27 protein-coding genes and 1 riboswitch are annotated in these 25,332 nt (G+C 70.6%); of the genes, 14 read left to right on the forward strand and 13 right to left on the reverse strand.

The genetic code is table 11. The features are described 5' to 3' along the window. Window positions 1–372 precede the first annotated feature (372 nt). Together AB0G28_RS42275 and AB0G28_RS42280 are read left to right on the forward strand one after the other, a co-directional pair. Entirely contained in the window at window positions 373–591 is a 219-nt protein-coding gene (locus AB0G28_RS42275; protein WP_361103160.1) for a PspC domain-containing protein, read from the forward strand. A 236-nt stretch (window positions 592–827) separates the two neighbouring features. Further along, window positions 828–1,151, forward strand: coding sequence for a hypothetical protein (locus tag AB0G28_RS42280; RefSeq protein WP_361103162.1), 324 nt, complete (start codon window positions 828–830; stop codon window positions 1,149–1,151). Between the two features lie 47 nt (window positions 1,152–1,198). Here the strand turns inward: AB0G28_RS42280 and groL are convergent, their stop codons facing one another. The 5 genes from groL to AB0G28_RS42305 all read right to left on the reverse strand — a co-directional run bounded on the left by groL (window position 1,199) and on the right by AB0G28_RS42305 (window position 6,206). After that, window positions 1,199–2,827, reverse strand: coding sequence for a chaperonin GroEL (gene groL / locus AB0G28_RS42285; RefSeq protein WP_361103164.1), 1,629 nt, complete (start codon window positions 2,825–2,827; stop codon window positions 1,199–1,201). Window positions 2,828–3,049: 222 nt separating this feature from the next. Next, window positions 3,050–4,522, reverse strand: a complete 1,473-nt coding sequence (locus tag AB0G28_RS42290) for a serine/threonine-protein kinase (RefSeq protein WP_361103166.1) — start codon at window positions 4,520–4,522, stop codon at window positions 3,050–3,052. A gap of 64 nt (window positions 4,523–4,586) precedes the next feature. After that, the gene (locus AB0G28_RS42295) at window positions 4,587–4,793 is read right to left on the reverse strand and encodes a cold-shock protein (protein WP_003085446.1); all 207 of its coding nucleotides are present in this window, start codon (window positions 4,791–4,793) and stop codon (window positions 4,587–4,589) included. A gap of 112 nt (window positions 4,794–4,905) precedes the next feature. Continuing rightward, a complete protein-coding gene (locus tag AB0G28_RS42300) occupies window positions 4,906–5,529 on the reverse strand; it encodes an AIM24 family protein (protein ID WP_361103168.1) in 624 nt (207 codons plus the stop codon). Next, complete coding sequence (locus AB0G28_RS42305) at window positions 5,529–6,206, reverse strand: TIGR00266 family protein (RefSeq protein WP_361103170.1); 678 nt, start codon at window positions 6,204–6,206, stop codon at window positions 5,529–5,531. Before AB0G28_RS42305 ends, AB0G28_RS42300 begins: the two co-directional genes overlap by 1 nt. A 74-nt stretch (window positions 6,207–6,280) precedes the next feature. Here AB0G28_RS42305 and glp point away from each other — a divergent pair, with 74 nt between their 5' ends. Then, window positions 6,281–7,474 (forward strand): gephyrin-like molybdotransferase Glp, encoded by a 1,194-nt coding sequence (gene glp / locus AB0G28_RS42310; protein WP_361103172.1) that lies wholly within the window; start codon window positions 6,281–6,283, stop codon window positions 7,472–7,474. On the opposite strand, the gene AB0G28_RS42315 is transcribed toward glp, so the two are convergent. Both AB0G28_RS42315 and AB0G28_RS42320 read right to left on the reverse strand, forming a co-directional pair. Next, window positions 7,428–8,681 carry an MFS transporter gene (locus AB0G28_RS42315; RefSeq protein WP_361103174.1) on the reverse strand — a complete coding sequence of 418 codons (1,254 nt, stop codon included), beginning with the start codon at window positions 8,679–8,681 and terminating at the stop codon, window positions 7,428–7,430. The genes glp and AB0G28_RS42315 overlap by 47 nt on opposite strands. Continuing rightward, window positions 8,678–9,241: a helix-turn-helix domain-containing protein gene (locus AB0G28_RS42320; RefSeq protein WP_361103176.1), complete on the reverse strand. Its 564-nt coding sequence runs from the start codon at window positions 9,239–9,241 to the stop codon at window positions 8,678–8,680. Before AB0G28_RS42320 ends, AB0G28_RS42315 begins: the two co-directional genes overlap by 4 nt. 72 nt (window positions 9,242–9,313) lie before the next feature. On the opposite strand from AB0G28_RS42320, the gene AB0G28_RS42325 reads away from it, so the two are divergent. Continuing rightward, window positions 9,314–9,598 carry a GlsB/YeaQ/YmgE family stress response membrane protein gene (locus tag AB0G28_RS42325; protein WP_361103178.1) on the forward strand — a complete coding sequence of 95 codons (285 nt, stop codon included), beginning with the start codon at window positions 9,314–9,316 and terminating at the stop codon, window positions 9,596–9,598. A 39-nt stretch (window positions 9,599–9,637) separates the two neighbouring features. On the opposite strand, the gene AB0G28_RS42330 is transcribed toward AB0G28_RS42325, so the two are convergent. Beyond that, entirely contained in the window at window positions 9,638–9,862 is a 225-nt protein-coding gene (locus AB0G28_RS42330; protein ID WP_361103180.1) for a hypothetical protein, read from the reverse strand. Window positions 9,863–10,109: 247 nt separating this feature from the next. Between AB0G28_RS42330 and AB0G28_RS42335 the strand changes: the two genes are divergently transcribed. From AB0G28_RS42335 to AB0G28_RS42345, 3 genes are all read left to right on the forward strand, one after another. Further along, window positions 10,110–10,832, forward strand: a complete 723-nt coding sequence (locus AB0G28_RS42335; protein WP_361103182.1) for a phosphatidylserine decarboxylase — start codon at window positions 10,110–10,112, stop codon at window positions 10,830–10,832. Window positions 10,833–10,835: 3 nt separating this feature from the next. Then, a complete protein-coding gene (pssA, locus tag AB0G28_RS42340) occupies window positions 10,836–11,780 on the forward strand; it encodes a CDP-diacylglycerol--serine O-phosphatidyltransferase (RefSeq protein WP_361103184.1) in 945 nt (314 codons plus the stop codon). Between the two features lie 215 nt (window positions 11,781–11,995). Further along, on the forward strand, window positions 11,996–14,257 hold the full coding sequence (locus AB0G28_RS42345) for an AAA family ATPase (RefSeq protein ID WP_361103186.1): 2,262 nt from the start codon (window positions 11,996–11,998) through the stop codon (window positions 14,255–14,257). Window positions 14,258–14,266: 9 nt separating this feature from the next. Here AB0G28_RS42345 and AB0G28_RS42350 read toward each other — a convergent pair whose 3' ends face one another. Further along, a complete protein-coding gene (locus tag AB0G28_RS42350; protein ID WP_361103188.1) occupies window positions 14,267–14,887 on the reverse strand; it encodes a LytR C-terminal domain-containing protein in 621 nt (206 codons plus the stop codon). Further along, the gene (locus tag AB0G28_RS42355; protein ID WP_361103190.1) at window positions 14,884–15,192 is read right to left on the reverse strand and encodes a DUF3263 domain-containing protein; all 309 of its coding nucleotides are present in this window, start codon (window positions 15,190–15,192) and stop codon (window positions 14,884–14,886) included. The genes AB0G28_RS42350 and AB0G28_RS42355 overlap by 4 nt, the downstream gene beginning before the upstream one ends. Window positions 15,193–15,346: 154 nt before the next feature. Here AB0G28_RS42355 and AB0G28_RS42360 point away from each other — a divergent pair, with 154 nt between their 5' ends. Continuing rightward, window positions 15,347–15,925 carry a peptide deformylase gene (locus tag AB0G28_RS42360; protein WP_361103192.1) on the forward strand — a complete coding sequence of 193 codons (579 nt, stop codon included), beginning with the start codon at window positions 15,347–15,349 and terminating at the stop codon, window positions 15,923–15,925. 65 nt (window positions 15,926–15,990) lie between these two features. Here the strand turns inward: AB0G28_RS42360 and AB0G28_RS42365 are convergent, their stop codons facing one another. Further along, a complete protein-coding gene (locus tag AB0G28_RS42365) occupies window positions 15,991–18,156 on the reverse strand; it encodes a glycoside hydrolase family 15 protein (RefSeq protein WP_361103194.1) in 2,166 nt (721 codons plus the stop codon). Between the two features lie 160 nt (window positions 18,157–18,316). On the opposite strand from AB0G28_RS42365, the gene AB0G28_RS42370 reads away from it, so the two are divergent. The 5 genes from AB0G28_RS42370 to AB0G28_RS42390 all read left to right on the forward strand — a co-directional run bounded on the left by AB0G28_RS42370 (window position 18,317) and on the right by AB0G28_RS42390 (window position 22,739). After that, on the forward strand, window positions 18,317–18,910 hold the full coding sequence (locus AB0G28_RS42370) for a LysE family translocator (protein WP_361103196.1): 594 nt from the start codon (window positions 18,317–18,319) through the stop codon (window positions 18,908–18,910). 78 nt (window positions 18,911–18,988) lie between these two features. Continuing rightward, a complete protein-coding gene (locus AB0G28_RS42375; protein ID WP_361103198.1) occupies window positions 18,989–19,900 on the forward strand; it encodes a trypsin-like peptidase domain-containing protein in 912 nt (303 codons plus the stop codon). 51 nt (window positions 19,901–19,951) lie between these two features. Continuing rightward, a riboswitch (TPP riboswitch) is annotated at window positions 19,952–20,073 on the forward strand. Beyond that, a complete protein-coding gene (gene thiC / locus AB0G28_RS42380) occupies window positions 20,067–21,704 on the forward strand; it encodes a phosphomethylpyrimidine synthase ThiC (protein WP_361103200.1) in 1,638 nt (545 codons plus the stop codon). It overlaps the preceding riboswitch by 7 nt. Next, window positions 21,701–22,501 carry a bifunctional hydroxymethylpyrimidine kinase/phosphomethylpyrimidine kinase gene (gene thiD, locus AB0G28_RS42385; RefSeq protein WP_361103202.1) on the forward strand — a complete coding sequence of 267 codons (801 nt, stop codon included), beginning with the start codon at window positions 21,701–21,703 and terminating at the stop codon, window positions 22,499–22,501. The genes thiC and thiD overlap by 4 nt, the downstream gene beginning before the upstream one ends. 40 nt (window positions 22,502–22,541) lie before the next feature. Next, on the forward strand, window positions 22,542–22,739 hold the full coding sequence (locus AB0G28_RS42390; protein WP_361103204.1) for a hypothetical protein: 198 nt from the start codon (window positions 22,542–22,544) through the stop codon (window positions 22,737–22,739). A gap of 90 nt (window positions 22,740–22,829) precedes the next feature. Here the strand turns inward: AB0G28_RS42390 and AB0G28_RS42395 are convergent, their stop codons facing one another. Beyond that, window positions 22,830–23,225, reverse strand: a complete 396-nt coding sequence (locus AB0G28_RS42395) for a helix-turn-helix domain-containing protein (protein WP_361103206.1) — start codon at window positions 23,223–23,225, stop codon at window positions 22,830–22,832. A 93-nt stretch (window positions 23,226–23,318) separates the two neighbouring features. On the opposite strand from AB0G28_RS42395, the gene AB0G28_RS42400 reads away from it, so the two are divergent. After that, on the forward strand, window positions 23,319–24,242 hold the full coding sequence (locus tag AB0G28_RS42400; protein WP_361103208.1) for an NADP-dependent oxidoreductase: 924 nt from the start codon (window positions 23,319–23,321) through the stop codon (window positions 24,240–24,242). On the opposite strand, the gene AB0G28_RS42405 is transcribed toward AB0G28_RS42400, so the two are convergent. Beyond that, the gene (locus tag AB0G28_RS42405) at window positions 24,239–25,249 is read right to left on the reverse strand and encodes a phosphatidylinositol-specific phospholipase C domain-containing protein (RefSeq protein ID WP_361103210.1); all 1,011 of its coding nucleotides are present in this window, start codon (window positions 25,247–25,249) and stop codon (window positions 24,239–24,241) included. The genes AB0G28_RS42400 and AB0G28_RS42405 overlap by 4 nt on opposite strands. Window positions 25,250–25,332 lie beyond the last annotated feature (83 nt).

The following is a 25,332-nucleotide window of genomic DNA, read 5'->3' on the forward strand; positions in this document are numbered from 1 at the left end:
CCGCGTCAAGGCGGGAAAGCGTGCCTTGACCCGGCACTACCGGCCGTGTTCTGGCTTCGTATCGGGGCGGCGGGGAGGGGTCTGGGTGGTGTGCCGGTCATGCCTCAGCGTGCGGTTCACGACGGTTCGGTACCGGAAAAGGGCAGGTGTCGCGAATGACTCATTCGGGACGTGCCAGGTCCCCAATGACTCATTCGCGACCTTCGACAGCGCGGCCGGCCCCGGCGACCAGCGTCGCGGCCTGTCCACATCTCGGCCCGCCTGTGGGCAACTCGGGGCAGACCACCGGGGGAGCCCCCGAGGGCAAGTTCAGGGTCGGGGTCCGGGCCGTTCCCGATGTGGCCGACGGTCCTCGGGAGACACCATTGAGCCATGACGAACAGCGTGTACTCCCCGGAAACCACCAAGAAGCTCCGCCGCAGCCGGACCGACAAGATGCTCACCGGTGTCTGCGGCGGCTGGGCCACCTATCTCGGCATCGATGCCAACGTCCTGCGCATCGGCATGGTCGCCGCCGTTTTCCTCTCCGTCGGCATCGCCATCCCGGTCTACGTCGCCGCCGCGATCCTGACGCCCGAAGAGGACTCCTGACGCGGGCGGGCGCCGGTTCGCAGGGGGAGCCGGTGCCCGCCGGACGCCGGGGTGCACTGAAAACCACCCGCGCCGGGGGGCGTGGGTCTGGGGGAACGCCGCCGTCGGGGGACGCGGCTAGTCACGGGAACGGCCCGGACGCCAAGGGGACGTCCGGGCCGTTCGGCGGAGGCGGCTGAGCCGGGCGGCGTAAAAGACCGGCGCGGATCCCGTTCGAGGGGTTAGGGTTCGCGCTCGTGGATCAAGGGAGCAGAACGGCCGCCAAGGTCGTCGTCGGGGTCCTCGGCGGGCTCTACCTGATCGCCGGGCTGGGACTGACCGCCTTCGCCGCTTTCCTCGCGCTCGCGTTCAACGACACCGGCAGCCCGTCTGTCACCAAAACCGTGCTCTACACCGCCGCGGCGTTCGCGATCTGGGTCCTGCTCACCGGGATCGGGGCGATCGTCGTCGCGCTGGAAGCGGACGAAGCGAGCACCGCCTGGCTCGGGGGCCTCGGCGTGCTCGCGCTCGGCGTCGTCATCGTCGGCGCCTTCGCCGTCTGGTTCTTTACCAAGCCATAAGAAAAGCCCGGCCCGCCGAAGCGGGCCGGGCCTTCAAGCGACCGGACTCAGAAGTCCATGCCACCCATGCCACCGGACGGGTCGGCCGGAGCGGCAGCAGCCTTCTCCGGCTTGTCCGCCACGACAGCCTCGGTGGTCAGGAACAGCGCCGCGATCGAAGCGGCGTTCTGCAGCGCGGAGCGGGTGACCTTCGTCGGGTCCGGCACGCCGGCGGCGAGCAGGTCCTCGTAGACACCCGTGGCGGCGTTGAGGCCGTGACCCTGCGGCAGGCCCTTGACCTTCTCCACCACGACGCCGCCCTCGAGGCCGGCGTTGATCGCGATCTGCTTGAGCGGGGCCTCGACGGCCACCTTGACGATGTTGGCGCCAGTGGCCTCGTCGCCCTCGAGCTTCAGGCCCGCGAACGCGGCCTCGGCGGCCTGGATCAGGGCCACGCCACCACCGGCGACGATGCCCTCTTCCACGGCGGCCTTCGCGTTGCGCACCGCGTCCTCGATGCGGTGCTTGCGCTCCTTGAGCTCGACCTCGGTCGCGGCGCCGGCCTTGATGACGGCCACGCCGCCGGCCAGCTTCGCGAGCCGCTCCTGCAGCTTCTCGCGGTCGTAGTCCGAGTCCGAGTTGTCGATCTCGGCGCGGATCTGGTTGACGCGACCCTGGATCTGGTCGGCGTCGCCCGCACCCTCGACGATGGTCGTCTCGTCCTTGGTGATGACGGCCTTGCGGGCCTTGCCCAGCAGGGACAGGTCCGCGTTCTCCAGCTTGAGGCCGACGTCCTCGGAGATGACCTGGCCACCGGTCAGGATCGCGATGTCCTGCAGGATCGCCTTGCGGCGGTCACCGAAGCCCGGGGCCTTGACGGCGACGGACTTGAAGGTGCCGCGCATCTTGTTGACGATGAGGGTGGCCAGCGCCTCGCCCTCGACGTCCTCGGCGATGATCAGCAGCGGCTTGCCGGACTGGATGACCTTCTCCAGCAGCGGCAGCACGTCCTTGACGGTGGAGATCTTGGAGCCGAAGAGGAGGATGTACGGGTCCTCGAGCTCGGCTTCCTGACGCTCCGGGTCGGTCACGAAGTAACCGGAGATGTAGCCCTTGTCGAAGCGCATGCCCTCGGTGAGCTCGAGCTCGAGGCCGAAGGTGTTGCTCTCCTCGACGGTGACGACGCCTTCCTTGCCGACCTTGTCCAGCGCCTCGGCGATCAGCTCGCCGATGGTGCGGTCCGCGGCCGAGATCGAGGCGGTGGCAGCGATCTGCTCCTTGGTCTCGATCTGCACGGCGGCCTTGTGCAGCTGCTCGGTGACGGCCTCGACGGCCGCCTCGATGCCACGCTTCAGGCTGATCGGGTCGGCGCCGGCGGCGACGTTGCGCAGGCCCTCGCGCACGAGCGCCTGGGCGAGCACGGTGGCGGTGGTGGTGCCGTCACCCGCGACGTCGTCGGTCTTCTTGGCAACTTCCTTGACGAGCTCGGCCCCGATCTTCTCCCACGGGTCCTCGAGCTCGATCTCCTTGGCGATGGAGACACCGTCGTTGGTGATGGTCGGCGCGCCCCACTTCTTTTCGAGCACGACGTTCCGGCCCCGCGGGCCGAGGGTCACCTTGACGGCTTCGGCGAGGGTGTTCAAGCCGCGCTCGAGACCGCGGCGGGCGTCCTCGTCGAACGCGATCAGTTTGGCCATTGCGGTGTGGTCCTCCGGTATTGGGCGCAGCCGCCGCGCTGTCCACAGCGGCGGCAGCAGGACTCTTCCTCGGCCAGGCTCGGTGCCCGCGACGGACGACTGGACCCGGGTGGGGGTCAGCCTCACCGTCCCGACCTTTGGCACTCGACGGCGTCGAGTGCCAAGACCGTGTTTAGCACTCTCAGGGGGAGAGTGCAAGAAGCCCAGCTCAGCGTCGCACGATCAGGAGGTCTGCTTGATGGAGATCGACGTCGGGGGCGCCTTCAGCGAAGAGGGAGCGTTGCTCTGCGAGTCGCCGGGGCCGACCGGGATCTCCGGGGCCGGCGTCTGACCGCCGCCGCCGCTGTCACCACTGCTGAAGAAGATGATCGCGCCCACGACCAGGCCGGCGACCACGACGAGGCCGAGCACGGCGAAGATCCACTTCTTGCCACCGCCGCTCTTCGGCTGGTGGAACGCGCCCGCGCCGCCCGCGGGCATCGGGGGACGCAGCCGCATCGGGTCGCCGGGCGGGCCGTAGCCGGGCGGCGGGCCCTGCGGGGGCATGCCCTGCTGCTGCGGGTAGCCGTACACCGGGGGCGGCCCCTGCGGCGGGTGGCCCTGCGGCGGCATCCCGGGCGGCGGGCCCTGCTGGGGGTAGCCGTAACCCGGCGGCGGCCCGGGCGGCCCCTGCGGTCCGGGGCCCTGGCCGTAGCCGGGCTGCTGCTGTCCTCCGTACGGGTGCACGGGGGCCCCCTCTCCCTGCGGTGCGCTGTTCTGGTGCGGCCCCTGTTGTACCTGACCAGGACGCTGCGGCGCGGGGATTCCGCCCGAATGGGACCCGGGCGGGCCGGGTGGTGTGTCGGACGTCGCAAGGGGGCCGAGCGCGCGGCGCGCGGCCGCGACCATCTCGACGCAGCTCGGGTAGCGGTCCGCCGGGTTCTTCGCCATCCCCTTCCGGATGACCTCGTCGATCGACGGCGGCAGCGCGACGACCCGGGAGATCGCGGGCGGGTCGCCGTTGAGGTGGCCCTTGATCACCGTCGGCACGTCACCCTTGAACGGCGGGCTGCCGGTGAGACAGGCATAAAGGACACACGTCAGCGCGTACTGGTCCGTGCGGCCGTCCAGCGGCTCGCCGCGCAGGTGCTCCGGCGCCGCGTACGTCGGCGAGCCCAGGAAGTCGCCGCCGCGCGTCCGGTGCCCGGTCGCGCCGCGCCGGGTCAGCCCGAAGTCCGCGACGTACACGTGCTCGCGCGAAGTCTCCTTCTTCGTCACGAGCACGTTCGCCGGCTTGACGTCGAGGTGGACCAGACCACGGTTGTGCAGCGTGTCGAGGGCGTCCGCGACCTGGTCGAGCATCGTCAGGGCGCGCGCCGGCGCGATGGGTCCCCCCGAGATCAACGCGGCGAGATCACCACCGTCGACCATGCGCATGGCGATGTAGAGCATGCCGTCGAGCTCGCCGAAGTCGTACAGCGGCACGACATTGGCATGGTCGATCGCGGACGTGTTGCGCGCCTCGTCGACGAACCGCTCGCGGAACTCGGCGTCGGTCCCGAGGTGGTCACCGATGACCTTCAGGGCCACCTTGCGGCCGAGCCGCACGTCCGTGGCCTTGTAGGTCACGCTCATGCCGCCTTTGCCGAGCACCCCGTCGATGCGGTAGTTGCCCAGCCGGCGACCGGTGAGGTCCCCCGACACATCGCCTGTCACGCCCGAAGCCTAACGCCCCTGGTTCGGAGTCTGCCGGGGGTTCACCGATCAGCGGAGGGGCGTGTTACGAAACCTTCCGCACATCGGCTGCCTGGCTACGACCATCGCGGCCGGACTGCACTTCGAACTCGACCCGGTCCCCCTCGTCCAGGGTGCGGAATCCTTCGGACTGGATGGCCGAATAGTGGACGAACACGTCCGGCCCCTCCGTGGATTCGATGAACCCGTAGCCCTTTTCCGAGTTGAACCATTTGACGGTGCCGACAGCCACGGCGCCCTCCCTCAGCACAAAGGATCCGCTGGCCCGAGCGGATGCCAGCGGTGCGAGTAGCAATCACGCTACCGGAATTATTGTCCGCGGCAATGGGCAATTCGTCCGAAGATCACGTACCCGAAAGGCGTCTGTTCCGCGCGTGCACGAGCACCGTCCCGGGACCCGCGAAGTCGACCGCGAGCCCTTCGCCGCTGCGCAGCGACTGCGGCCCGCCCGGGTCGAGCGCCCGCAACCGGCACTGCACGGTGTCGGGGTAGGCCAGCAGGTAGTCCGGCCGGACCGTGACCAGCTCGCCCTTGCCCAGCTCGAACGCGTCCACCGGGCCGGGTGCGGCCAGCACGAGCGGCCCGGTTCCGCTGTAGTGCTCCAGAAACCCCGTGTCGGCGCCGAAGAGCTGTTGCAACGGCACCCAGCCGGCGTCGTGCCGGACCGACGACGGCCGCACCAGCACGGCGTCGCGGTGCACCGACCAGCCCGTGCCGCCGCGCAGCTCGAGGGGGTAGACGTCACCGGGCCGCAGCGGCGCGAAGTCGATCCAGCCACCGTCGGACGGCGCGGTGTAGACGGCCGTCGTGCTCTTGCTCGCGCGGACACCGCCGCGGCCCGCCGGCGTCTCGGTGACGCCGAACCGGCTGGCGAGCAGCGTTTCGGGGGCGGCCTGCACGGCCTCGCCCGGGTCGAGCAGGACGCGGGCGACGCCGAAGCCGGGGGTGTGCCGGGTCTGGACGCGCATCAGCGTGACGGGACGTGGGAGACGAGCCAGCTGATCAACGCCGACGGGTTGCGCGTCTGCGTCATGATCTGGCCGGGGCCGACGAAGTCGAACACCAGGCCTTCGCCGCTCTTCATGGACTGGATGATGCCCTGCGCGACCTTGCGGATCTGGTACTGCACGGTGTCGGCGTACGCGACGACGTGCCCGGTGTCGATGGTCACCATCTCGCCCTGCTGCAACGTGATCGTCTCGACGGCGCCGTAGCAGCTGACGAGCAGCTGGCCCTGACCGGTGGCGTGCGTCAGGAAGCCGCCCTCGCCGCCCATCAGGTTCTTCATGCCGCCCCACTTGGTCTCGGTCTGCACGCCGTGCGACGACGCGAGCCAGCAGCCGCGGGTGACGGCCCAGCCGGTGCGGCCGTCGAGGGTGATCACCTGGATGTCGCCGGGCAGGTTGGCGGCGACGTCGACCCAGCCGCCGTTCGGCGGCGCGGTGAAGGTGGAGATGAAGAAGGACTCGCCGGAGAGGAACGCGCGGCCGAGGCCCTTCATGATCCCGCCCTGCGCCTGGGACTGGACCTGCACGCCGTAGCTGGTGGCCATCATCGCGCCGGACTCGACCTGGCACGGCTCGCCGGGCGCCAGCATCAGCCGGGCGACGGCGAACGAAGGCTGTTGACGGATTCCCACCTGCATGCGTGCTCCCCTGTGGCGTGCTCTCGAACGACGCAGAGTCTTGCACGCGCCCCACGGGGGTGGAGGATGGTCCGGTGATCTCCGTCGACGACTACCGCGACCGGGTCGCCGCCCTCCTCGGCACGGCCCCCGCGACCACGCTGCCCCTCGCCGCCGCGGCCGGCCTCGTCCTGGCCGGGGACGTGCGGGCCGGTGTCTCCCTCCCACCGTTCGACAACTCCGCGATGGACGGCTACGCGGTCCGCGCCGCGGACGTCGCGCAGGTGCCCGTGACCCTGCCGGTGGCCGACGACATCCCCGCGGGCCGGGTCGACGTCCGGCCCCTCGAAGCGGGCACCGCGCACCGGATCATGACCGGCGCGCCGCTGCCGCCCGGCGCGGACGCCGTCGTGATGGTCGAGGACACCGACGGCGGCACGGAAACGGTGACGATCTCCGCCGCGGCCAAGGAAGGCGCGCACATCCGGCGCAGCGGCGAGGACGTTCTCTCCGGGACCATCGCGCTGCACGCGGGCACCGTCCTGGGCCACTCGCAGCTGGGCCTGGCCGCCGCGGTCGGGCTCGCCGAAGTCCGCGTGCACCGGCCGCTGCGGGTGGTCGTCGCCTCGACGGGCACCGAGCTGATCGACGCGCCGGCGCCGCTGCGGCACGGCCAGATCTACGAGTCCAACAGCGTGATGCTCGCGGCGGCGATCCGCGGCCTCGGCTGCGAGGTCGACGTCGTCCGCAGCGTCGTCGACGACGTCGAGGAGTTCCGGAAGGTCATCGAGCCGAAGCTGGCCGACGCCGATCTGCTGGTCACCTCCGGTGGCGTCAGCGCGGGCGCGTACGAAGTCGTGAAGGACGCGCTGACCGGGCAGGGCGTCGAGTTCGCGAAGATCGCGATGCAGCCGGGCGGGCCGCAGGGCTGCGGGCGCTGGCAGGGCGTACCCGTCGTGACCCTGCCCGGCAACCCCGTCAGCGTGCTGGTGTCGTTCGAGGCGTTCCTGCGCCCGGCGATCCTGACGGCGCTGGGCCACACCGACGTCTCCCGCCGCCGCGTGCGGGCCCGGCTCACCGAGGCGATGTCCTCGCCGTCCGGGCGCCGCCAGTACCGCCGCGGCGTGTTCACGCCGTCCGAGCGGGAGGTCACCGGGATCGTCGGGCCGCGCGGTGGCCCGGGCTCCCACCTGCTGGCGGCGTTCACCCAGGCCAACTGCCTGATCGTGCTGCCGGAGGACGTCACGTCGGCTGCGGAAGGCGACGAGGTGGACGTCCTTCTGCTCTAGCGGGGAACTCCCGCAGCTTGGCGAACGGCAAGAGCACCGGGAAGGCGGCGATCAGCACGCCGGCCATCACCCACAGCGTTTCGCGGACGCCGATCGCCTCGCCCAGCGCGCCACCGAGCACACCGGCCAGCGGGATCGTGCCGTAGTTGACGATCGCGGCGCTGGAGTTGATCCGGCTGAACAGCTCGGGCGGGCAGTACTGCTGCCGGAAGGTCATGGTCAGGATGTTCGAGGCGACCAAGCCGGCGCAGACGCCGAACAGCGCGAGCACGAAGGGCACCATGCCCCAGCCCGGCCGGCTCAGCGGGCCGAGCAGCCCCATCGGCGCGACGAAGGCCTCGCACAGCAAGAACGCGCGGGCGGCGCCGAAGCGGGCGCCGAGCCGGCCGACCAGCGCCGCGCCGAGCACACCACCGGTCGAGCCCAGCGCCAGGACCAGGCCGACCAGGCCGGGCGCGGCGCCGAGCGTGCGGGACAGGAAGACGATCTGGATCGAGCCGTACCCGGTCAGCGCGATGTTCGACACGGCGCCGAACACCGTCAGCGTCCGCAGGTAGCGGTCACCGGTGACGAACCGCAGTCCTTCGGCGATCTGGCTGCGCAACGGCGTGCGCTCGACCGCGATCACGGTTTCCCGCCCCCGGATCGCCCGCACGCAGAGCACCGAGACGCCGAAGCTGACCGCGTCCGCCAGGATGCCGCTGACCGGGCCGAACACCTGGGCCAGCAGTCCGGCCAGGCCCGGTCCGGCGACCTCTGTCGCTGACTCGCTGCCCTGCAGCTTCGCGTTCCCTTCGAGGAGTTCGTCCGCCCCGACCAGGGACGGCAGGTATGCGCGGTAGGCAAGGGTGAAGAACACCTTCGCGAAGCCGCCGAGCGTGGCCGCGACCAGCAGGTAAGGCATGGTCAGCACGCCGAAGGCGGCGGCGAGCGGGACGCTGCCGAACACCGCCATCGAGACCGTGTTGCAGGTCAGCATGATCGGGCGCTTGGCCAGCCGGTCGACCCAGGCGCCGGCGGGCAGGCCCACGATGAGCCACGGCAGCCAGGCCGCCGCCGTCAGCAGCGCGACCTGGAAGGTGCTCGCCCGCAGTGTGACCACCGCGACCAGCGGCAACGCCGTGCTCGCGACCATGCTGCCGAGCATGCTCGTGGTCTCGCCGGTCCAGAGCAGCCGGAAGTCCCTGTTCCCCCAGAGCCCCTTCACGGCTGGCCCAGTGACGCTCGCGCGGCGAAGAAGACCGGACGGCGCTCGACGCCGTCGTCGGGCAGGGTGCGGTCCCGGTACTCGGCGAGCATGGCGACGATCCGGTCGTTCAGCTCTTCCAGTTCCGCGATGGAGAGCCGGGCCCAGCCGTCGATGCTGAACAGCGCCCCGCGCCATTCCAGGGGATAGGTCTCCCGCTTGGCGAGCCATTCGCGGGCGATCGCGTGCTGGTGGTCGAGGGTCAGCACCTCGGCCGCTTCGGCGATGGGGTCGTCGGGAAAGTCCTGCGCGCCCCACTTGATCGCGCTGGAGGTGCGCCGCCACCACCGTTCCCGGCGGTCCCTGGCCAGCTCGGGCGCCTCTTCGATGAGTTCGCTGGCCGCCAGCACCTTGAGGTGGTGGCTGATGTTCCCCACCGCCTGGCCCGTCTTCTCGGCCAGCAGTGACGCCGTCGCCGGGCCGTCGAGGTGCAGCAGGTCCAGCAGGCGATGGCGCAGGGGGTGCGCGATGGCGGCAAGTGCCTTCGAATCGCGGATTTCGCGGACGTTGGGTTCCCTCATGACGCACAAGAGTAGTTGCACAACAACTCTTGTGCAATAGCTCTTGTGCGTTGTCTCGCGTAAGCTCCCGTCATGGGATTCGTCGCATGGGTGATCTTCGGCGCGATCGTCGGCTGGGCCGCGAACCTGGTCGTCGGCGGCCGGGAGCGGCGACGGCAAGGCTGCCTGGTCAGCGTGCTCGTCGGCGTCGTCGGCGCGGCGCTGGGCGGGCTGGTCTACCGGCTCGCGACCGGCCAGGCGAAGACGTTCGACTTCGACTTCCCCAGCTTCGGCGTGGCCATCCTCGGAGCGGTGGTGCTGCTGGCGATCCTGCGGCTGGCGAGCGGCATCGGCCGTCGTCCGGGTGACCGTTGGTAACTTTTGCCGGACAAACCGTGATCAACGCCGCTCCGGCGGCTAAGGTATGTCGTTCTGCGCGTCTCGCAGGTCTTGATCCCGCGGCCGGGTGCGTGCGCCGTCGGGGGGCGCATGCACCCGGCTTCGTCTTTTCGCCTCGATGACCACGTCGACGGCGCGGACGGGGTCGACGAGCGGCGGCACGGGTACCTCGTCGATCTCCCGCCGCCACGCGCCCAGGAGGTCGCGAAGACGAGCGTCGGCGGGATCGCGGCGATCGGTCATCGGTCCTCACAGGTCGGGCGGGGCAGCGCCCCGAGCGGCGTCAACTACTTAGAGTCATCGTCGAAATCGACCTTGTGTTACCGCGCGGCGATCATTCCCACCCACCGCGGTGACCCCCTCGCGGAGGACCGGACAGGGGGACGCGGACACGCTCACCTGGGGCAGCGGTAGCGTGGTGGCGCCCGTACGCGGCCGCCGGACCCCGGCGCCCAGCCGTCCTTCCGACACGAAACCAGGGGACCCGACCATGAGCGGCACCCGGCCGGAGCCCGCCGGCAACCCAGTCGCGCACGCACTCCAGCTCGCCCGCGAAACGCTGCCGCCCATGCACCCCGCAGGCCGCCCGTTCGTGGCGGGCGGCGTCGCCGCGACGCTGCTCGCGCGCCGGTTCTCCAAGCGCCTCGGGCTCGTCGGCGCGCTCGCGACCGTCGCGACGGCGGCGTTCTTCCGCGAGCCGAAGCGGGTCCCGCCGCCGCGTGACGGCGTCGCCCTGGCCTCGGCCGACGGCATCGTGTCGCTGATCGAGGAAGCCGTCCCGCCCGCCGAGCTGGGCCTCCCCGCCGAGCCGCGGATGCGCGTGTCGGTGTTTCTCTCGGTCTTCGACGTGCACGTCCAGCGCGTGCCGGCGAACGGCGTGATCGAGCGCGTCGCCTACCGGCCGGGCAAGTTCCTGTCCGCCGACCTCGACAAGGCCAGCGACGACAACGAACGCAACTCCGTGCTGATGCGCACCGAAGACGGCCACGAGCTCGTCGTCGTGCAGATCGCCGGGCTGGTCGCGCGCCGCATCCTCTGCGAGATCCGCGAGGGCGACAAGGTCGGTGCCGGCGCGACCTACGGCATCATCCGGTTCGGCTCGCGGGTGGACCTCTACCTGCCGCCGGGTTCGCGCGTGCTCGTGGCCAAGGGCCAGCGCACGGTCGGCGGCGAGACCGTGATCGCCGAACTCCCCGCGCTTCCGGAAGGCTGATCGATGGTCCGCGTGACCACCCCGGGTGTCCGGTTGCTCCCGAACGCCATCACCGTGCTGGCGCTGTGCGCGGGCCTGTCGGCCGTGCAGTTCGCGCTGACCAGGAACTACGGGATGGCGATCGCCTCGATCGGCATCGCGGCGGTGCTCGACAGCCTGGACGGCCGGATCGCGCGTCTCCTGGACGCGACGTCGAAGATGGGCGCGGAGCTGGACTCGCTGTCCGACGGCATCTCGTTCGGCGTCGCGCCGGCGCTGGTCATCTACGTGTGGCAGACGGGCGCGGACCGGATCGGCTGGGTCGCGTCGCTGATCTTCGCCGTCTGCATGATCCTGCGGCTGGCCCGGTTCAACACGCTGCTGGACGACACCGAGCAGCCGCCGTACGCGAGTGAGTTCTTCGTCGGCGTCCCGGCGCCGGCGGGCGGCCTGCTGGGGATGCTGCCGCTGGTCGCCTACCTGCAGTGGGGCGAGGGGTGGTGGTCGTCGCAGTACGTCGTGTGGGCGTGGACGGTCGCCATCGCGGCCCTGTTGATCAGCCGCATCCCGACGTTGTCGCTGAAGACGGTCAAGGCCCCGGCCAAGGCGATCGCCCCGCTGCTGCTCGGCGTGGCCCTGCTGGCCGCGGCGATCATCCAGTTCCCGCTGGTCGCGCTGGTCGTGGCGATGGTCCTGTACCTGGCGCACATCCCGTACTCGATCCACCGGCACCGCTGGCTGGCCGCGCACCCGGAGGCCTGGACGGTCCCGCCCCGCGAGCGCCGAGCCATCCGCCGCGCCCGCTCGACGCGCCGCCTCGGCCTGCGTCCCCCCTTGCGCCGCCGGGTGGCCGGCGCGGCGATGCGCGCGGTGCGTCTCCCCCGCGAAACAGCCCGCACCCCCCGCGTCACCTCGGAGAACGGCCAGCGCCGCCGCACCTGGCGCCAGATCGGCCTCCGCCGCAAGTAAGCACGCCGTGTCGACCCCCCAATCACGCGTGTCGACCCTCCAGACACGGGTGTCGGCCGTCTGATCACAAGAGCGCCACGTGGGCCGGCAATCGCTCTCGATCATCCTGTGATCGAGAAGCCGACACACGTGATTGAAGCGTCGACACGCGTGATTGAGGGGACGACACGGGTTCTCGGCTCCTGCGGGGGCGCCGGATCGCTAGGGTGAACGGCGTGAGCCACCCGCAGATCACGCTGACCGTCCGGCACACGCCGTCCGCGCTGGACACCCGCCGGGGCGTCGTCCGGCTGCATCCCGAAGTCCTCGACGCGCTCGGCCTGCGGGCCTGGGACGCCGTCCACCTCACCGGGGCCCGGGTCAGTGCCGCGCTCGCCGCGCCCGCCGACGAGACCGGCGTGCCCGGGGTGGTGCTCACCGACGACGTCACGATGTCGAACCTCGGCGTCACCGAGGGCTCGGAGGTCGTGGTCGCGCCGGCCGAGGTCGCCGCCGCGAAGACGGTGACCGTCGCGGGCTCGCGGCTGGCCAGCGTCTCGCTCAGCCCGCACGTGCTGCGGCTCGCCCTGATCGGCAAGGTCCTCACCGTCGGTGACGCCGTCTCCCTGCTGCCGCAGGACCTCGCGCCGACGCCGGGGTCGGACCCGGCCGGCCTGCGCGGCCAGCTGTCCCGCGCGATCGGCGCGACCTGGACGAACGAGCTGCTCACCGTCACCGCGACCGAGCCGGCCGGCACCGTGGCGGTCGGACCGTCCACAGTGGTCACCTGGCGCGACGGCGCGCGACCCGCGCCCGAGGCCGCCGCGCCCCGGACGGCGACCGCGCTGGTCCGCACCTCCGCCGTCACCGCGGCCGAGGAGTGGATCGACGCCGAGATCGTCGAAGACGAGGTCGTAGCCGAAGAGGAGCCGACCGTCCCGCTCGCGGACCTGATCGGTGCCGAGACGGCCGCCCGCAAGCTCGCCGAGTGGTTCGACCTCGCCTTCCACCGGCCCGAGCTGCTGGCGCGGCTGGGCGCGCCCGCCCACCTCGGCGTGCTGCTGTCCGGCCCCGAAGGCGTCGGCAAGGCGACGCTCGTGCGCTCGGTGGCCCACGACGCCGAGATCAGGGTCATCCCGCTGGCCGCGCCGAACCTCGCGGTGCTGGACCCGAACGTCGCGGTCGCCCGCCTGCGCGAGGCGATCCGCAGTGCCGAAGGCCCGTCAGTCCTCCTGCTCACCGACATCGACGCACTGCTGCCCGCGGCCACCCCGCCGCCGGTGGCCACCGTCGTGCTGGAGGAACTGAGGACGGCGCTGCGGCGCGAGCGCTTCGCCGTCGTCGCGACGACGGCCCGCGCGGAGTCGGCCGACCCGCGGCTGCGCGCCGCCGACCTGCTGGACCGCGAGCTCGGCCTGGCCCTCCCGGATGCGAAAACCCGCCGCGAGCTGCTGAACGTCCTGCTCCGCGACGTCCCGCTCGACTCCGGCATCGACTGCGGCGTCCTCGCCGAGCGGACGCCGGGGTTCGTCGCGGCGGACCTCATCGCGCTGCGCCGGGACGCGGCGCTGCGGGCGGCGCTGCGCCAGCGTGACACCGACGAGCCGCGCATCTCGCAGCAGGACCTGCTGGACGCGCTGGCCACCGTCCGGCCGGTCTCGATGTCCACTTCGGACAATCTCGCCACCGGCGGCCTGACCCTGGACGACGTCGGCGACATGACCGACGTCAAGCAGTCCCTCACCGAAGCCGTGCTGTGGCCGCTGCGCTACCCGGACTCCTTCGCCCGGCTCGGTGTCGAACCGCCGCGCGGGGTGCTGCTGTACGGGCCGCCCGGCGGCGGCAAGACGTTCCTCGTGCGGGCGCTGGCCGGCACCGGCGCGCTGAACGTCTTCGCGGTCAAGGGCGCCGAGCTGATGGACAAGTGGGTCGGCGAGTCCGAGCGCGCGGTGCGCGAGCTGTTCCGCCGGGCCGCGGAGGCCGCCCCCGCGCTGATCTTCCTGGACGAGATCGACGCACTGGCCCCGCGCCGCGGGCAGTCGTCCGACTCGGGTGTCGCCGATCGGGTGGTCGCGGCGCTGCTCACCGAGCTCGACGGCGTCGAGCCGATGCGCGAGGTCGTCGTCCTCGGCGCGACGAACCGGCCGGAGCTGGTCGACCCGGCGCTGCTGCGGCCGGGACGGCTGGAGCGCCGGGTCTACGTGCCGCCGCCGGACGCCGAAGCCCGCGCCGCGATCCTGGCCGCGAGCTCGAAGAACACACCGCTGGCGTCCGATGTGGACCTCGCCGCGGTGGCGTCCACTCTGGACGGTTACTCGGCCGCCGACTGCGCCGCGCTGATCCGCGAAGCGGCGTTGACGGCGATGCGCGAGTCCCTGGAGGCCCGCGAAGTCACGGCAGCGCACCTGGAGACGGCCCGCAAGACGGTCCGGCCGAGCCTCGACCCGGCCCAGCTGGCCGCCCTGGAGGCCTACGCGAAGACCCAGGCCGGGGATTGAGGCGCCTGGTCAGCTGCCCTTGGGGTTGGTTCCGTATTCCTTCGTCACGATGACGATCACGCCGGGGGACGCGTCCTTGATTCCGTCGAACCGCGGCTCGGCCTTGAAGCCGAACTCCTGCGCGAGCTGCTTCGCGGCCGCTTCCTCGTCGGTGCCCGGGCGGTAGTACGCCGTCGTCTCCGGGATGGTGCCGTAGGGATAGCCCTTGACCTCGGTGACGTTCCAGCCCGCCTTGCGGAAGTCGTCGGCCGCGCGGGCGGCGAGGTGCTCGATCAGCGAGTTGTTGTAGACCCGGACCGTCACCCACTTGTTGGACGCCTGCTGGTCACCGCCGGGCTGGCCGGGACCGGGCGACGTCGGCTGCCCCGGCGGCGGCGTGGTCGGCGGCGGCGGAGTGGGCGAAGCCGTGCTCGACGTCGACGGCGACGTGGCCGTAGACGACGTGGAAGGCGGCGACGACGGCCCGCCGGAGGTGCCCGGCTGCGTCGGAGTACCGCTCGGCCCCGCTTCGTTCGACCCGCCCCCGCTCAGCGCGGTGATCCCGCCGATGACGGCGGCGACGATGGCCACGCCGACCAGCACGACGCCCGCGGCCTTCATCGGCCGGGACATACCCGAAAACACGCTCATTTCAGCTCGATCCCCAGTCGCCGGGCACCACGTTTACGCTGCCGGGCGGCGCGCGTCTTGCGCAGCCGCTTCACCAGCATCGGGTCGGCCTCGATCGCCTCCGGCTTCTCCAGCAGCTTGTTCAGCAGCTGGTAATAGCGCGTGGCGGACAGATCGAAGCGCTCGCGGATGGCGTTCTCCTTCGCCCCGGCGTGCCGCCACCACTGACGCTCGAAGGCGAGGATCTCGACCTCGCGTTCGGTCAGGCCGGGCACGGGCTTCGGCGGCGACGGCTGCGGCCCAGCCATCGACTCCGCGGCGTCCATCCGAGTCCCTCTCAATCGGGCGTCATGGCGATCGGACCTAGCTCCTCCGCGGGCGCCATTCAACCACGGATCAGCACGCCGACGTGGGCATCGACGTCGGCGCGTCACGGTCTGATGCAGGTGTACCAGAGGGGTCCGACTAAACTGGCTCGCCGTGACCATCCACCCCATCGTTATCGCCGGCGAACCCGTGCTGCACCAGCCGACTCGGGAGATCACCGAGTTCGACGAGAAGCTGCGCACGCTCGTCGACGACATGTTCGAGACGATGTACGCCGCCGAGGGCGTCGGCCTGGCGGCCAACCAGATCGGCCTCGACCTGCGGGTGTTCGTCTACGACTGCCCGGACGACGAGGGCGTGCGGCACAAGGGCGTCGTCGTCAACCCGAAGCTGGAGACGTCGGAGATCCCGGAGACCATGCCGGACCCGGACGACGACTGGGAGGGCTGCCTCTCGGCGCCCGGCGAGTCGTACCCGACGGGCCGCGCGAAGTGGGCGAAGGTGACCGGCTCCGACATCGACGGCAACCCGATCGAGGTCGAGGGCACCGGCTACTTCGCGCGCTGCCTGCAGCACGAGACCGACCACCTCGACGGGTACATCTACCTCGACCGCCTGGTCGGCCGGCACGCCCGCGCGGCGAAGAAGATGTTGAAGCACAACAAATGGGGCGTCCCCGGCAACTCGTGGCTGCCGCCGAAGACCCCCGAGGACGACGGCGCGGTCATCTGACCCGGCAAGTCCGTGAAGGCCTCCTTACCGGCCATAAAAGCCGGTAAGGAGGCCTTCACGGCTTATCAGCAGCCGAGGAAGTGGCAGCGGACCACCCGAGGCGTTTCGAGGACCGAGCCCGCCTTGACGTCCCAGGCGAGCCGGACGTACTGGGCGTGCGTCCAGGCCAGCGGGGTCGCCGACGTCGTGGGCGTGCCGGCCGGGAAGCCGGTCTGGCCCGAAGGCGGGTTCTCGTCCCACACCTGCTCCGGCATGGTCTCCGCCGAGCTGCTCACCCGGCCGAGGTCACGCAGCCGCCGCGCGGCCGACGCGGGATCGCCGAGCGTCAGCTCGTACTCGCCGCGTTCACCGGCCAGCAGCGGCCACAACCGGCCGAACGTCGTGCGGCTCTCCGCCGGGAACGTGTAGTCCCACGGCGAACCGTCGGCCTGCTCGCCGTAGCCGTCCTTCGTGTAGCGGTGCCAGAACTGGCCGGTCGGCGTGGTGAAGGAGATCTCCTTGTCCGTGACGCGCACGCTGTTGCGGATCACCGGGTCGTCGGCGCGGTAGACGCCGAGCCGGACCAGGTCGAGGAAGCCCGCGTCGGTGACCGCGCGCTGGTCCATCGTCACGCTGGAGTTGCCGAGGTTGTACGTAGTCCCGGCGTTCGCGTTGGCGTCCTTGGTCAGCCGCACGAAGTACGGGTCCTTGGACAGCGGCCCGTTCGTGGTGATCGTCTGCTTCGGCAGGTCGGCCTTCATCTTGTCGGCCGCGGCGAGGTACCGGGCGGCGTCCGCGGAAGCGCCGTTGTGCGAAGCCAGATCCGCCGCGCAGACCAGCCCGGCGATCACCGACGCGATGGTCGACGGGGACCAGCCGTCCTGCTCCTCCCACCGCTCCTGCTGGGTGTACGGCGACGCCTGCCCGTTGGGACCGCGGTAGCCCAGGATGAAGTCGGCGGCCTTCTTCACACCGGGCCACAGGTCGGTCCGGCCGAGCTGCTGGGCCAGCACGATCGGGAACGCGGTCTCGTCGAGCTGGATCGACGTCCAGTACGGCACGCCGTCGACGCGGCTGTTCTGCGGCAGGTGCCCGTCGGGCTGCTGCTGGGTGCCGAACATGTAGCTCACCGCGCGGTTCGCGCCCGCCTTGTCGCCGCCGGCGATCAGCCCGGTCGCGATCTGGTAGAGGTCACGCGGCCAGACCAGGTGGTAGGTGCCGGACGGCGACCACTCCGGGTCGTTGTTGCCGAACCGCCACGGCATGCTCGGCGACGCGATGAAGGCGCCCGGGTGGTGCTTGTCCTCGCTCGCGGCGAGCGTCAGCATCGACGCCTTGTAGAGGTCGCGTTCGGCGCCGGTCTTCAGCGAGGACGGCGGCTTGCTCACGCCACGCAGGTACTGCTGCCAGCCGCGGTCGTACGCGCGGGTGATGTCGCGGACGCCGCGTCGCTGCGACGCCTGCGCGTTGCCGAGCGCGTCGGCGGCCTTCGCACCCATGCCGAGGGCGAGGGTGACGTGCCGGTTCCGGACGCCGTCGGCGTTCGTCCGGCCGGTCAGCACCACGTTGCCTTTGGCCGCGGTGTCGTACGTGGCGAGTCCGAAGGTCTTCGCGAGCTGCGTGTTGCCGTCGGACACGCCCGCGTAGCCGACGCTCGTCTTCGTGAAGGCGGGCTTCGCGGTCAGGGCGGCGGCGTTCGACGCGTCCTGCGCGGTGACGGTGTCACCCCGCCGCGCGGCCGAGTCGTCGGAGCCGTCGTTGGTCAGGTCCGGGTCGGCGACCGCGTAGAGCTGGTAGGGACGGCCGGTGAGCGACTGGAAGTCGACGTCCACCAGCACGGTCGTGGCGGCCGGGTCGGTGACGTAGGTCTTGCGCAGCCGCCAGCGGTGCTGGTCGTCGGTGATCGTCTGCTCGTAGCCGAGGCTGTCGTCGTCGGTCCGCCGGACCTGCTGGGACTTCGCCGAGTAGTCGGTGACGGCGAAGCCGCGGCCGTCCGTGACGACGAAGTTCAGCGAACGGACGCTGGGCGTCGACAGGTCCGGGTAGTAGACCTCGGACAGCTGGCCACCCTGGAGGGTGAACCAGACGTTGCTCGACCGGTCACGCGCCGTGCCGAAGCCGGTCTTGTTCGCCGGGAGCCAGCTGGGATGGGCACCGGGCGCGCCGGGAGCCTCCCCCTGCGCCACCGCAGTCCCCGGGATCAGGCCGGTGACCAGCAGCCCGGCCAGGGCGCCGAACATGAGTTTGCGCATATCAACCCCACAGAAAGGTCGCCTCTGCACCGTTACAGAAGCGCCTGGCAGTCTGCCGCCGATTTCTGCCCGATGCATGCCCCAATCCGGTGAACCACTGACCGTCACCGGTCCCGGTAATGCCGTTGCACGCCCCGGACGGCTGCTCCACGATCAGGTGATGCCGAACCTGCTCGCCTTCATCCCGGCCGCGTTCCTCATCGCGATGGTTCCCGGCCCGGCGACCGTCATGCTGATCAAGCAGGCCGCCCGCGGGTCGAAGCGCAACGCCTTCGCGACGATCGCCGGGATCGAAGCAGGGGTCGCGTTCTGGGGGCTCGCCGCGGTGTTCGGCCTGACCGCGCTGCTCGCCGCGTCGCAGACGGCGTACGACGTCCTGCGGTTCGCGGGCGCGCTCTTCCTGATCTACCTCGGCGTCAAGGCTCTGTTCTTCCGCGGCACGGGCGAGGAGAAGGAGATCCGGCCCGGCACGGGCTTCCGGTCCGGACTCGTCACCAACGTCGGCAACCCGAAGGCGGGCGTGTTCGCGCTGTCGTTCCTGCCGCAGTTCGTCCCGGCCCACGCCGGCACCGGCGCGCTGCTGGTCTGTGTCGTGGCTTGGATCGCCGTCGACATCGTCTGGTACTCGACGCTCGCGCTCCTGGTCACGCGGCTGGGGCAGTGGCTGCGTCGCGAGAGCGTCAAGAAATGGCTCGAGCGCACCTCGGGCGGGCTGCTGATCGGCTTCGGCGTCACCGTGGCCCTCGAGAGCTGAGTTCTCCAGCAGCGAACGGCCTTCCCGCCGATCCGGGCGCACACTTGTAGTACCTGCAACGGTGTAATCGAGGTGCCCATGGACGACGCGATGGACGCTTACTCGCGCGCGGTCAGCAGCGTCGCGAAGACCGTCACCCCGCACGTCGCCGGGGTGCAGCTCGGCCGGGGCAGCGGTTCGGCCGTCGTCTTCGCCGACGACGGCCACCTCCTCACCAACGCCCACGTCGTCAGCGACCACCGGCGCGGGGTCGCCACCTTCGCCGACGGGAGCGAGGTGCCGTTCGACGTCGTCGGTGCCGATCCGCTGTCCGACCTCGCCGTGCTGCGGGTTCGTGGCGAGACGCCGCCGGCCGCCGTGCTGGGCGATGCCGACCGGCTCGTCGTCGGGCAGCTCGTCGTGGCCGTCGGCAACCCGCTCGGCTTCTCCGGCACCGTCACCGCCGGGGTCGTCAGCGCGCTCGGCCGTGCCCTCCCGGTGCGGCAGGGACGCGCCACCCGCGTGATCGAGGACGTCATCCAGACCGACGCCGCGCTCAACCCGGGCAACTCCGGCGGCGCCCTCGCCGACTCCGCCGGCCGCGTCGTCGGCGTCAACACCGCCGTCGCCGGGATCGGCCTCGGGCTCGCCGTGCCGATCAACGCGACCACGCGGCGGATCATCGACACGCTCGTCGTCGAAGGCCGGGTGCGGCGCGCGTACCTCGGCGTCGTCGGCGTGCCCGCGCCGCTGCCGGACGACGTCGCCGAGCGCACCGGGCAGCGCGCCGGGCTGCGCGTGCACGAAGTCGTCTCCGGCGGCCCCGCGGACCGGGCGGGCCTCCGCGCGGGCGACCTCGTGCTGACGGTCGGGCGCACCCGCGTGTCGGACGCCCAGGGCATCCAGCGGCAGCTGTTCGCGGAAGTGATCGGCACCGCACTGCCGATCACCGTGCTGCGCAACGGCGCCATGGTCGACGTCTACGCCACACCCGCCGAACTGGTCGGGTGAGGTGAGCGGACTTGAGTCTGCGCCTCCGGCGTGGCATGGTCGGGGGCACAACACCAAAACCGCGGGAGCTCGCGCCATGGCGGGCTGAGAGGGTGACTTGCGTTTCGCAGGCGTCACCGACCGCATGAACCTGACCGGGTAATGCCGGCGTAGGGAGTGAAAGTCGTTGACGACGCTTGAGAACAATGCTGCCGTGAGCGTGACCACGGGCCCGATCACCGGCTCGCACAAGGTGTACCACCAGACCGAATCCGGGCTCCGCGTCCCCGCGCGCCGCATCGATCTGTCGAATGGCGAGCATTTCGACGTTTACGACACTTCGGGCCCGTACACGGATCCGGACGCCACCATCGACGTCCACAGTGGACTGCACCGGCTGCGGGCGGGCTGGGCCGACGGGCGTGAGCACAACACGCAGCTCGGCTGGGCGAAACAGGGCGTCATCACCCGCGAAATGGAGTACGTCGCCGCCCGCGAACGGGTTTCGCCGGAGTTCGTGCGCGACGAGGTCGCCCGCGGCCGCGCGGTGATCCCGGTGAACCGGAAGCACCCCGAGTCCGAGCCGATGATCATCGGCAAGAACTTCCTGGTGAAGATCAACGCCAACATGGGCAACTCGGCCGTCTGGTCCTCGGTGGAGGAAGAGGTCGACAAGATGGTGTGGGCCACCCGCTGGGGCGCCGACACGATCATGGACCTGTCCACCGGCAAGCGGATCCACGAGACGCGCGAGTGGATCATCCGCAACTCGCCGGTCCCGGTCGGCACTGTGCCGATCTACCAGGCGCTCGAAAAGGTCGACGGCGAACCGGAAAAGCTGTCGTGGGAGGTGTACCGCGACACCATCGTCGAGCAGTGCGAGCAGGGTGTCGACTACGTCACCGTGCACGCCGGCGTGCTGCTGCGCTACATCCCGCTGACCGCGCGACGCGTCACCGGGATCGTCAGCCGCGGCGGGTCGATCATGGCCGCGTGGTGCCTGGCGCACCACAAGGAGTCCTTTTTGTACACCCACTTCGAGGAACTCTGCGAGATCCTGCGGCAGTACGACGTCACGTTCTCCCTCGGCGACGGCCTGCGCCCCGGTTCGATCGCCGACGCCAACGACCGCGCCCAGTTCGCCGAGCTGGAGACCCTCGGCGAGCTGACGCACATCGCACGTTCGCACGACGTCCAGGTGATGATCGAAGGTCCCGGCCACGTGCCGATGCACAAGATCAAGGAGAACGTCGAACTCGAGGAAAAGCTCTGCGGCGAGGCGCCGTTCTACACCCTCGGTCCACTCGCGACGGACATCGCGCCGGCGTATGACCACATCACGTCGGCCATCGGCGCGGCGCAGATCGGCTGGTACGGCACGGCGATGCTGTGTTACGTCACGCCGAAGGAGCACCTCGGCCTGCCGAACCGCGACGACGTCAAGACCGGCGTGATCACGTACAAAATCGCCGCGCACGCCGCCGACCTGGCCAAGGGGCACAAGTACGCGCAGGAGTGGGACGACGAGCTGTCGAAGGCGCGCTTCGAGTTCCGCTGGAACGACCAGTTCAACCTCTCACTCGACCCCGACACGGCGCGGTCGTTCCACGACGAGACGCTGCCCGCCGAGCCGGCCAAGACCGCGCACTTCTGCTCCATGTGCGGGCCGAAGTTCTGCTCGATGCGGATCACGCAGGACGTCCGCAAGTACGCCGAGGAACACGGACTGTCCACTGTGGAAGCCATCGAAGCCGGTATGGCTTCGAAGTCGGCGGAGTTCACCGAGTCCGGCGGCAAGGTCTACCTGCCCGTGATCGGCCAATGACACCTCGGACGGCTCTCACCATCGCCGGATCGGACTCCGGCGGTGGTGCGGGCATCCAGGCGGACTTGCGCACGTTTTTCGCGCACGGTGTCCACGGCCTGGTGGCTTTGACGGCGGTCACCGTGCAGAACTCCCTGGGCGTGCAGGGCTTCACCGAGATCCCGGCCGACGTCGTCACCGCGCAGATCAAGGCAGTGGCGTCGGACATGGGCGTCGACGCGGCGAAAACGGGCATGTTGGCGACCGCCGAGATCATCCGCGCGGTGGCCAAGACCCTGGACGAGCTGGGCCTGGACTTCCCGCTGGTGGTCGACCCGGTGGCGGCGTCGATGACGGGCCACGCCCTCCTGCGCGAGGACGCCCTGGAGGCGATCCGCACGGAGCTGTTCCCGCGCGCGACGCTGATCACGCCGAACTTGGACGAAGTCCGCCTGCTGACCGGGGTGGATGTCGTGGACTCGGCTTCCCAGCGGTCGGCCGCCGAGGCGCTGCTGGCCTTCGGCTCCCGCTGGGTCCTGGTCAAGGGCGGCCACATGCAGGGCACGGCCGACTGCGTGGACCTGCTCTCGGACGGCCGCGAGTACATCTCCCTCAGCGGACCGCGGTACGAGACGGAGAACACCCACGGCGGCGGCGACACGCTGGCGTCGGCGATCACGGCGTCACTGGCGAAGGGCGCGTCGGTACCGGACGCGGTGGCGGCGGGCAAGAAGTTCATCGAGCGCTGCGTGGCGGAGTCTTACCCGCTCGGCGCCGGCGTGGGCCCGGTCTCACCGTTCTGGGTGCTGGGCCGGTAACCACGCGCGGCCGCGGAGCCGACGCTGCCAAACTGGGCCGGTGACGAACGACGAGCTGTGGCAGTCCCTGCCCGAAGACCTGCGGGAGGAGTTCGACGCCCTGGTCGGCGAGGGCCGCAATATCCAGGCGATCCACGTCCTTCGCGAGAAGTCCGGTCGCACGCCGCCACCGAGCATCCGCGAAGGCGTGGCGCTCCTCGACCACCGCGCCCGCCTCCTGAACCCGGAACTCGCGTGACTGGGCCCGTAACTCGCGTGATTGGGGCCGCAACTCGCGAGTTCCGTCTTCAATCACGCGAGTTACGTCCCTGATCACGCGAGTTACGGGCTAGCGGACCGGCTCGAGTTCGCGGCCGTCGTAGTCCGCGCGGGCGGAGCGGATGCGGTCGAAGTTCGCCTGCGACCACGCGCTCAGCGCGATCAGGTGCGCGCCGACCTCGGCGCCCATCTCCGTCAGCGCGTACTCCACCGTGGGCGGGGTGGTCGGGTAGACCGTGCGGGTCAGGAAGCCGTCGCGTTCCAGCTGGCGGAGGTTCTGGGTCAGCATCTTCTGGCTGATGCCGTCGACCGCGCGGCGCAGCTCGCCGAAGCGGTGCGGGCCGCGGGCCAGCGCGCCGAGCATCAGTGCCGTCCACTTGTTGGCCAGCAGGTCCAGCACGTCCCGGCACGGGCAGTTCCGGAGATAGACGTCCCAGGGTCCGCCCTGGTCACAGGTGGTTTCCATCGGGTACCTACTTTACCGACAAGTGCCTTCTGGCGAAAAGTGACGAACGGTCCAAAGATAGCGGAGGCAACCCCGAGAGCGAAGGAGCAAGTGATGCGCATCGTGACCCAGCAGGCACTCGGCGGGCCGGAGGTGCTCCACGTCACCGAGGCACCGCGGCCGGCACCCGGGCCGACGGAGGTCCTGGTGCGGGTGAAGGCCGCCGGCATCAACCCGGTCGACTGGAAGGTGCGCCGCGGCGGCGGGTTCCTCGGCGAGCCGCCGTTCACCGTCGGCTGGGACGTCGCCGGCGTCGTCGAGGAGGCCGGTTTCGGCGCCACCGGCGTCCGGAAGGGCGACGAAGTCCTCGGCATGCCGTGGTTCCCGCGGCCGGCCAACGCCTACGCCGAGTACGTCACCGCGCCTTCGCGGCACTTCGTGCGCAAGCCGGCGGGACTGTCGTTCGCCGAGGCCGCCGCGCTGCCACTGGCCGGACTCACCGCCTGGCAGGGCCTGGTCGACGTCGCGAACGTCCAGAGCGGACAGCGTGTCTTCGTCGACGCCGCCGCGGGCGGGGTCGGCCACCTCGCCGTGCAGATCGCGAAGGCGCGCGGCGCGCACGTCATCGGCACGGCCAGCGCCAAGAAGCACGACTTCCTGCGGGAGCTCGGCGTCGACGAACCCATCGACTACCACGATGAAACGGCGGCAACGTCCGATGTGGACGTCTACTTCGGACTGGTCGGCGAGGAGAGCGACCTGCGCTGGCTGCCCGCGATCAAGGAGGGCGGCCTGCTGATCGCCGTGCCGAGCGGCGTCGCCGACCGCGTCGACAAGGCCGCCGCGGAACGGAACGTACGGACGAGCCGGATCCTCGTCGAGCCGGACCGCGGCGGGCTGACCGGCCTCGTCGAACTCGTCGAAGCCGGTCAGCTGAAGATCCGCGTCGAGCGGACGTTCCCGCTCGAAGACGTCGCCGAGGCGCACGAGCTGGGCGAATCCGGGCGAGTGTCCGGAAAGCTCGTGCTGACGCTCTAACCCCGGGGCAGCACCTGCGGCAGCACCGTCGTGAGCCCGGTCCAGTCCGAAGTGACCACCGACGCGTGCTGCTTCGCCAGGTCGGCGACGCGCTGGTTGGCCTGGTCGACCGTCGGGTTGTGGGCGTCGATGGCCGGCGCGACGTTCTGCGCGTCGGTCATCACGACGTAGTAGTGGTTGGCGTCGTACCACCACGGCCCGGTCTGGGTCACCCACGCGTTCGCGTCGCCGTCGAACACGACGAACCACGGCTTGAGGTCGGCGGTGTACTTGTCCCGCGGGTCACCGCCGGCCGCGCCGTGCACGGTCGGGAAGATGTTCGCGTCGCCGATGCGGCCCGCGTTCTTCAGGCCGATCAGGTAACGCGCGTACTCGACGTCCGTGTGCAGCGTGTCGGTCGGGTTCCCCTCCTCGACCGTGCCGGGGATGATCTCGGTGATCACGCGGCCCCGCAACGCGTCCACGGACGGCCAGTTGTCCGCTTTGGCCGCGTCGTCGAGCGTGGCATAGCCACCGAGCAGTTCGGACGGCCGGAACGCGACGCTGCCGAGGTGCGAACGGAACGTCGCGTCCAGCTCGTCCGGGCCCATGCCCGTGTTGTCCGAGAAGCCGGTCTTCATCTCGAGCTTCAGCGTGATCGGCGTGTGCCCGGGGTGGGCGGCCAGCCAGATCCGGATGTCGTCGAGGCAGTACTCCAGGTTCTTGTTCTTCCCGCCGGAGTACAGCTGCGACGCCGAAGTCGCCGCGACGCAGTTGTTCTGGTTCCCCAGCGGGTTCGAGTGGCTGACCTTCCACTCGTGGGTGAAGAAGTCCGGCCAGACGTCCAGCTCGATCAGCGACGAGCCCGCGTCGAGTGCCTGGGCGAGATAGCCGTAGGCCGCCGGGTCGTACGTGTTGTGCACGCCGACGGTCGTGACGTGGGAGAGCTTGGGACCGTCCGCATGGGCTGCCGTCGCCCCGGAGAACGCGAGAGCGGCCGTGAGGACTGCCACCGAGAAGAGCTTCATCCAGGCTCCTTCGAACGTGAGTAACGTTCACAATGTCCCACCGTGGTTGACTGTTGATGAAGCAAAAGAGGCCGCTGATCCAA

It is taken from the genome of Amycolatopsis sp. NPDC021455, from assembly GCF_040640995.1.
Classification (GTDB): domain Bacteria; phylum Actinomycetota; class Actinomycetes; order Mycobacteriales; family Pseudonocardiaceae; genus Amycolatopsis.

Bases quoted from the DNA above. Each gene is read 5' to 3' on its own strand.
- AB0G28_RS42275 (WP_361103160.1), top strand. From the start codon at position 373: ATGACGAACAGCGTGTACTCCCCGGAAACCACCAAGAAGCTCCGCCGC.
- groL (WP_361103164.1), bottom strand. From the start codon at position 2,827: ATGGCCAAACTGATCGCGTTCGACGAGGACGCCCGCCGCGGTCTCGAG.
- AB0G28_RS42300 (WP_361103168.1), bottom strand. From the start codon at position 5,529: ATGCGCGTCCAGACCCGGCACACCCCCGGCTTCGGCGTCGCCCGCGTC.
- AB0G28_RS42305 (WP_361103170.1), bottom strand. From the start codon at position 6,206: ATGCAGGTGGGAATCCGTCAACAGCCTTCGTTCGCCGTCGCCCGGCTG.
- AB0G28_RS42320 (WP_361103176.1), bottom strand. From the start codon at position 9,241: ATGAGGGAACCCAACGTCCGCGAAATCCGCGATTCGAAGGCACTTGCC.
- AB0G28_RS42325 (WP_361103178.1), top strand. From the start codon at position 9,314: ATGGGATTCGTCGCATGGGTGATCTTCGGCGCGATCGTCGGCTGGGCC.
- AB0G28_RS42330 (WP_361103180.1), bottom strand. From the start codon at position 9,862: ATGACCGATCGCCGCGATCCCGCCGACGCTCGTCTTCGCGACCTCCTG.
- AB0G28_RS42335 (WP_361103182.1), top strand. From the start codon at position 10,110: ATGAGCGGCACCCGGCCGGAGCCCGCCGGCAACCCAGTCGCGCACGCA.
- pssA (WP_361103184.1), top strand. From the start codon at position 10,836: ATGGTCCGCGTGACCACCCCGGGTGTCCGGTTGCTCCCGAACGCCATC.
- AB0G28_RS42350 (WP_361103188.1), bottom strand. From the start codon at position 14,887: ATGAGCGTGTTTTCGGGTATGTCCCGGCCGATGAAGGCCGCGGGCGTC.
- AB0G28_RS42355 (WP_361103190.1), bottom strand. From the start codon at position 15,192: ATGGACGCCGCGGAGTCGATGGCTGGGCCGCAGCCGTCGCCGCCGAAG.
- AB0G28_RS42365 (WP_361103194.1), bottom strand. From the start codon at position 18,156: ATGCGCAAACTCATGTTCGGCGCCCTGGCCGGGCTGCTGGTCACCGGC.
- AB0G28_RS42370 (WP_361103196.1), top strand. From the start codon at position 18,317: ATGCCGAACCTGCTCGCCTTCATCCCGGCCGCGTTCCTCATCGCGATG.
- AB0G28_RS42375 (WP_361103198.1), top strand. From the start codon at position 18,989: ATGGACGACGCGATGGACGCTTACTCGCGCGCGGTCAGCAGCGTCGCG.
- thiD (WP_361103202.1), top strand. From the start codon at position 21,701: ATGACACCTCGGACGGCTCTCACCATCGCCGGATCGGACTCCGGCGGT.
- AB0G28_RS42395 (WP_361103206.1), bottom strand. From the start codon at position 23,225: ATGGAAACCACCTGTGACCAGGGCGGACCCTGGGACGTCTATCTCCGG.
- AB0G28_RS42400 (WP_361103208.1), top strand. From the start codon at position 23,319: ATGCGCATCGTGACCCAGCAGGCACTCGGCGGGCCGGAGGTGCTCCAC.
- AB0G28_RS42405 (WP_361103210.1), bottom strand. From the start codon at position 25,249: ATGAAGCTCTTCTCGGTGGCAGTCCTCACGGCCGCTCTCGCGTTCTCC.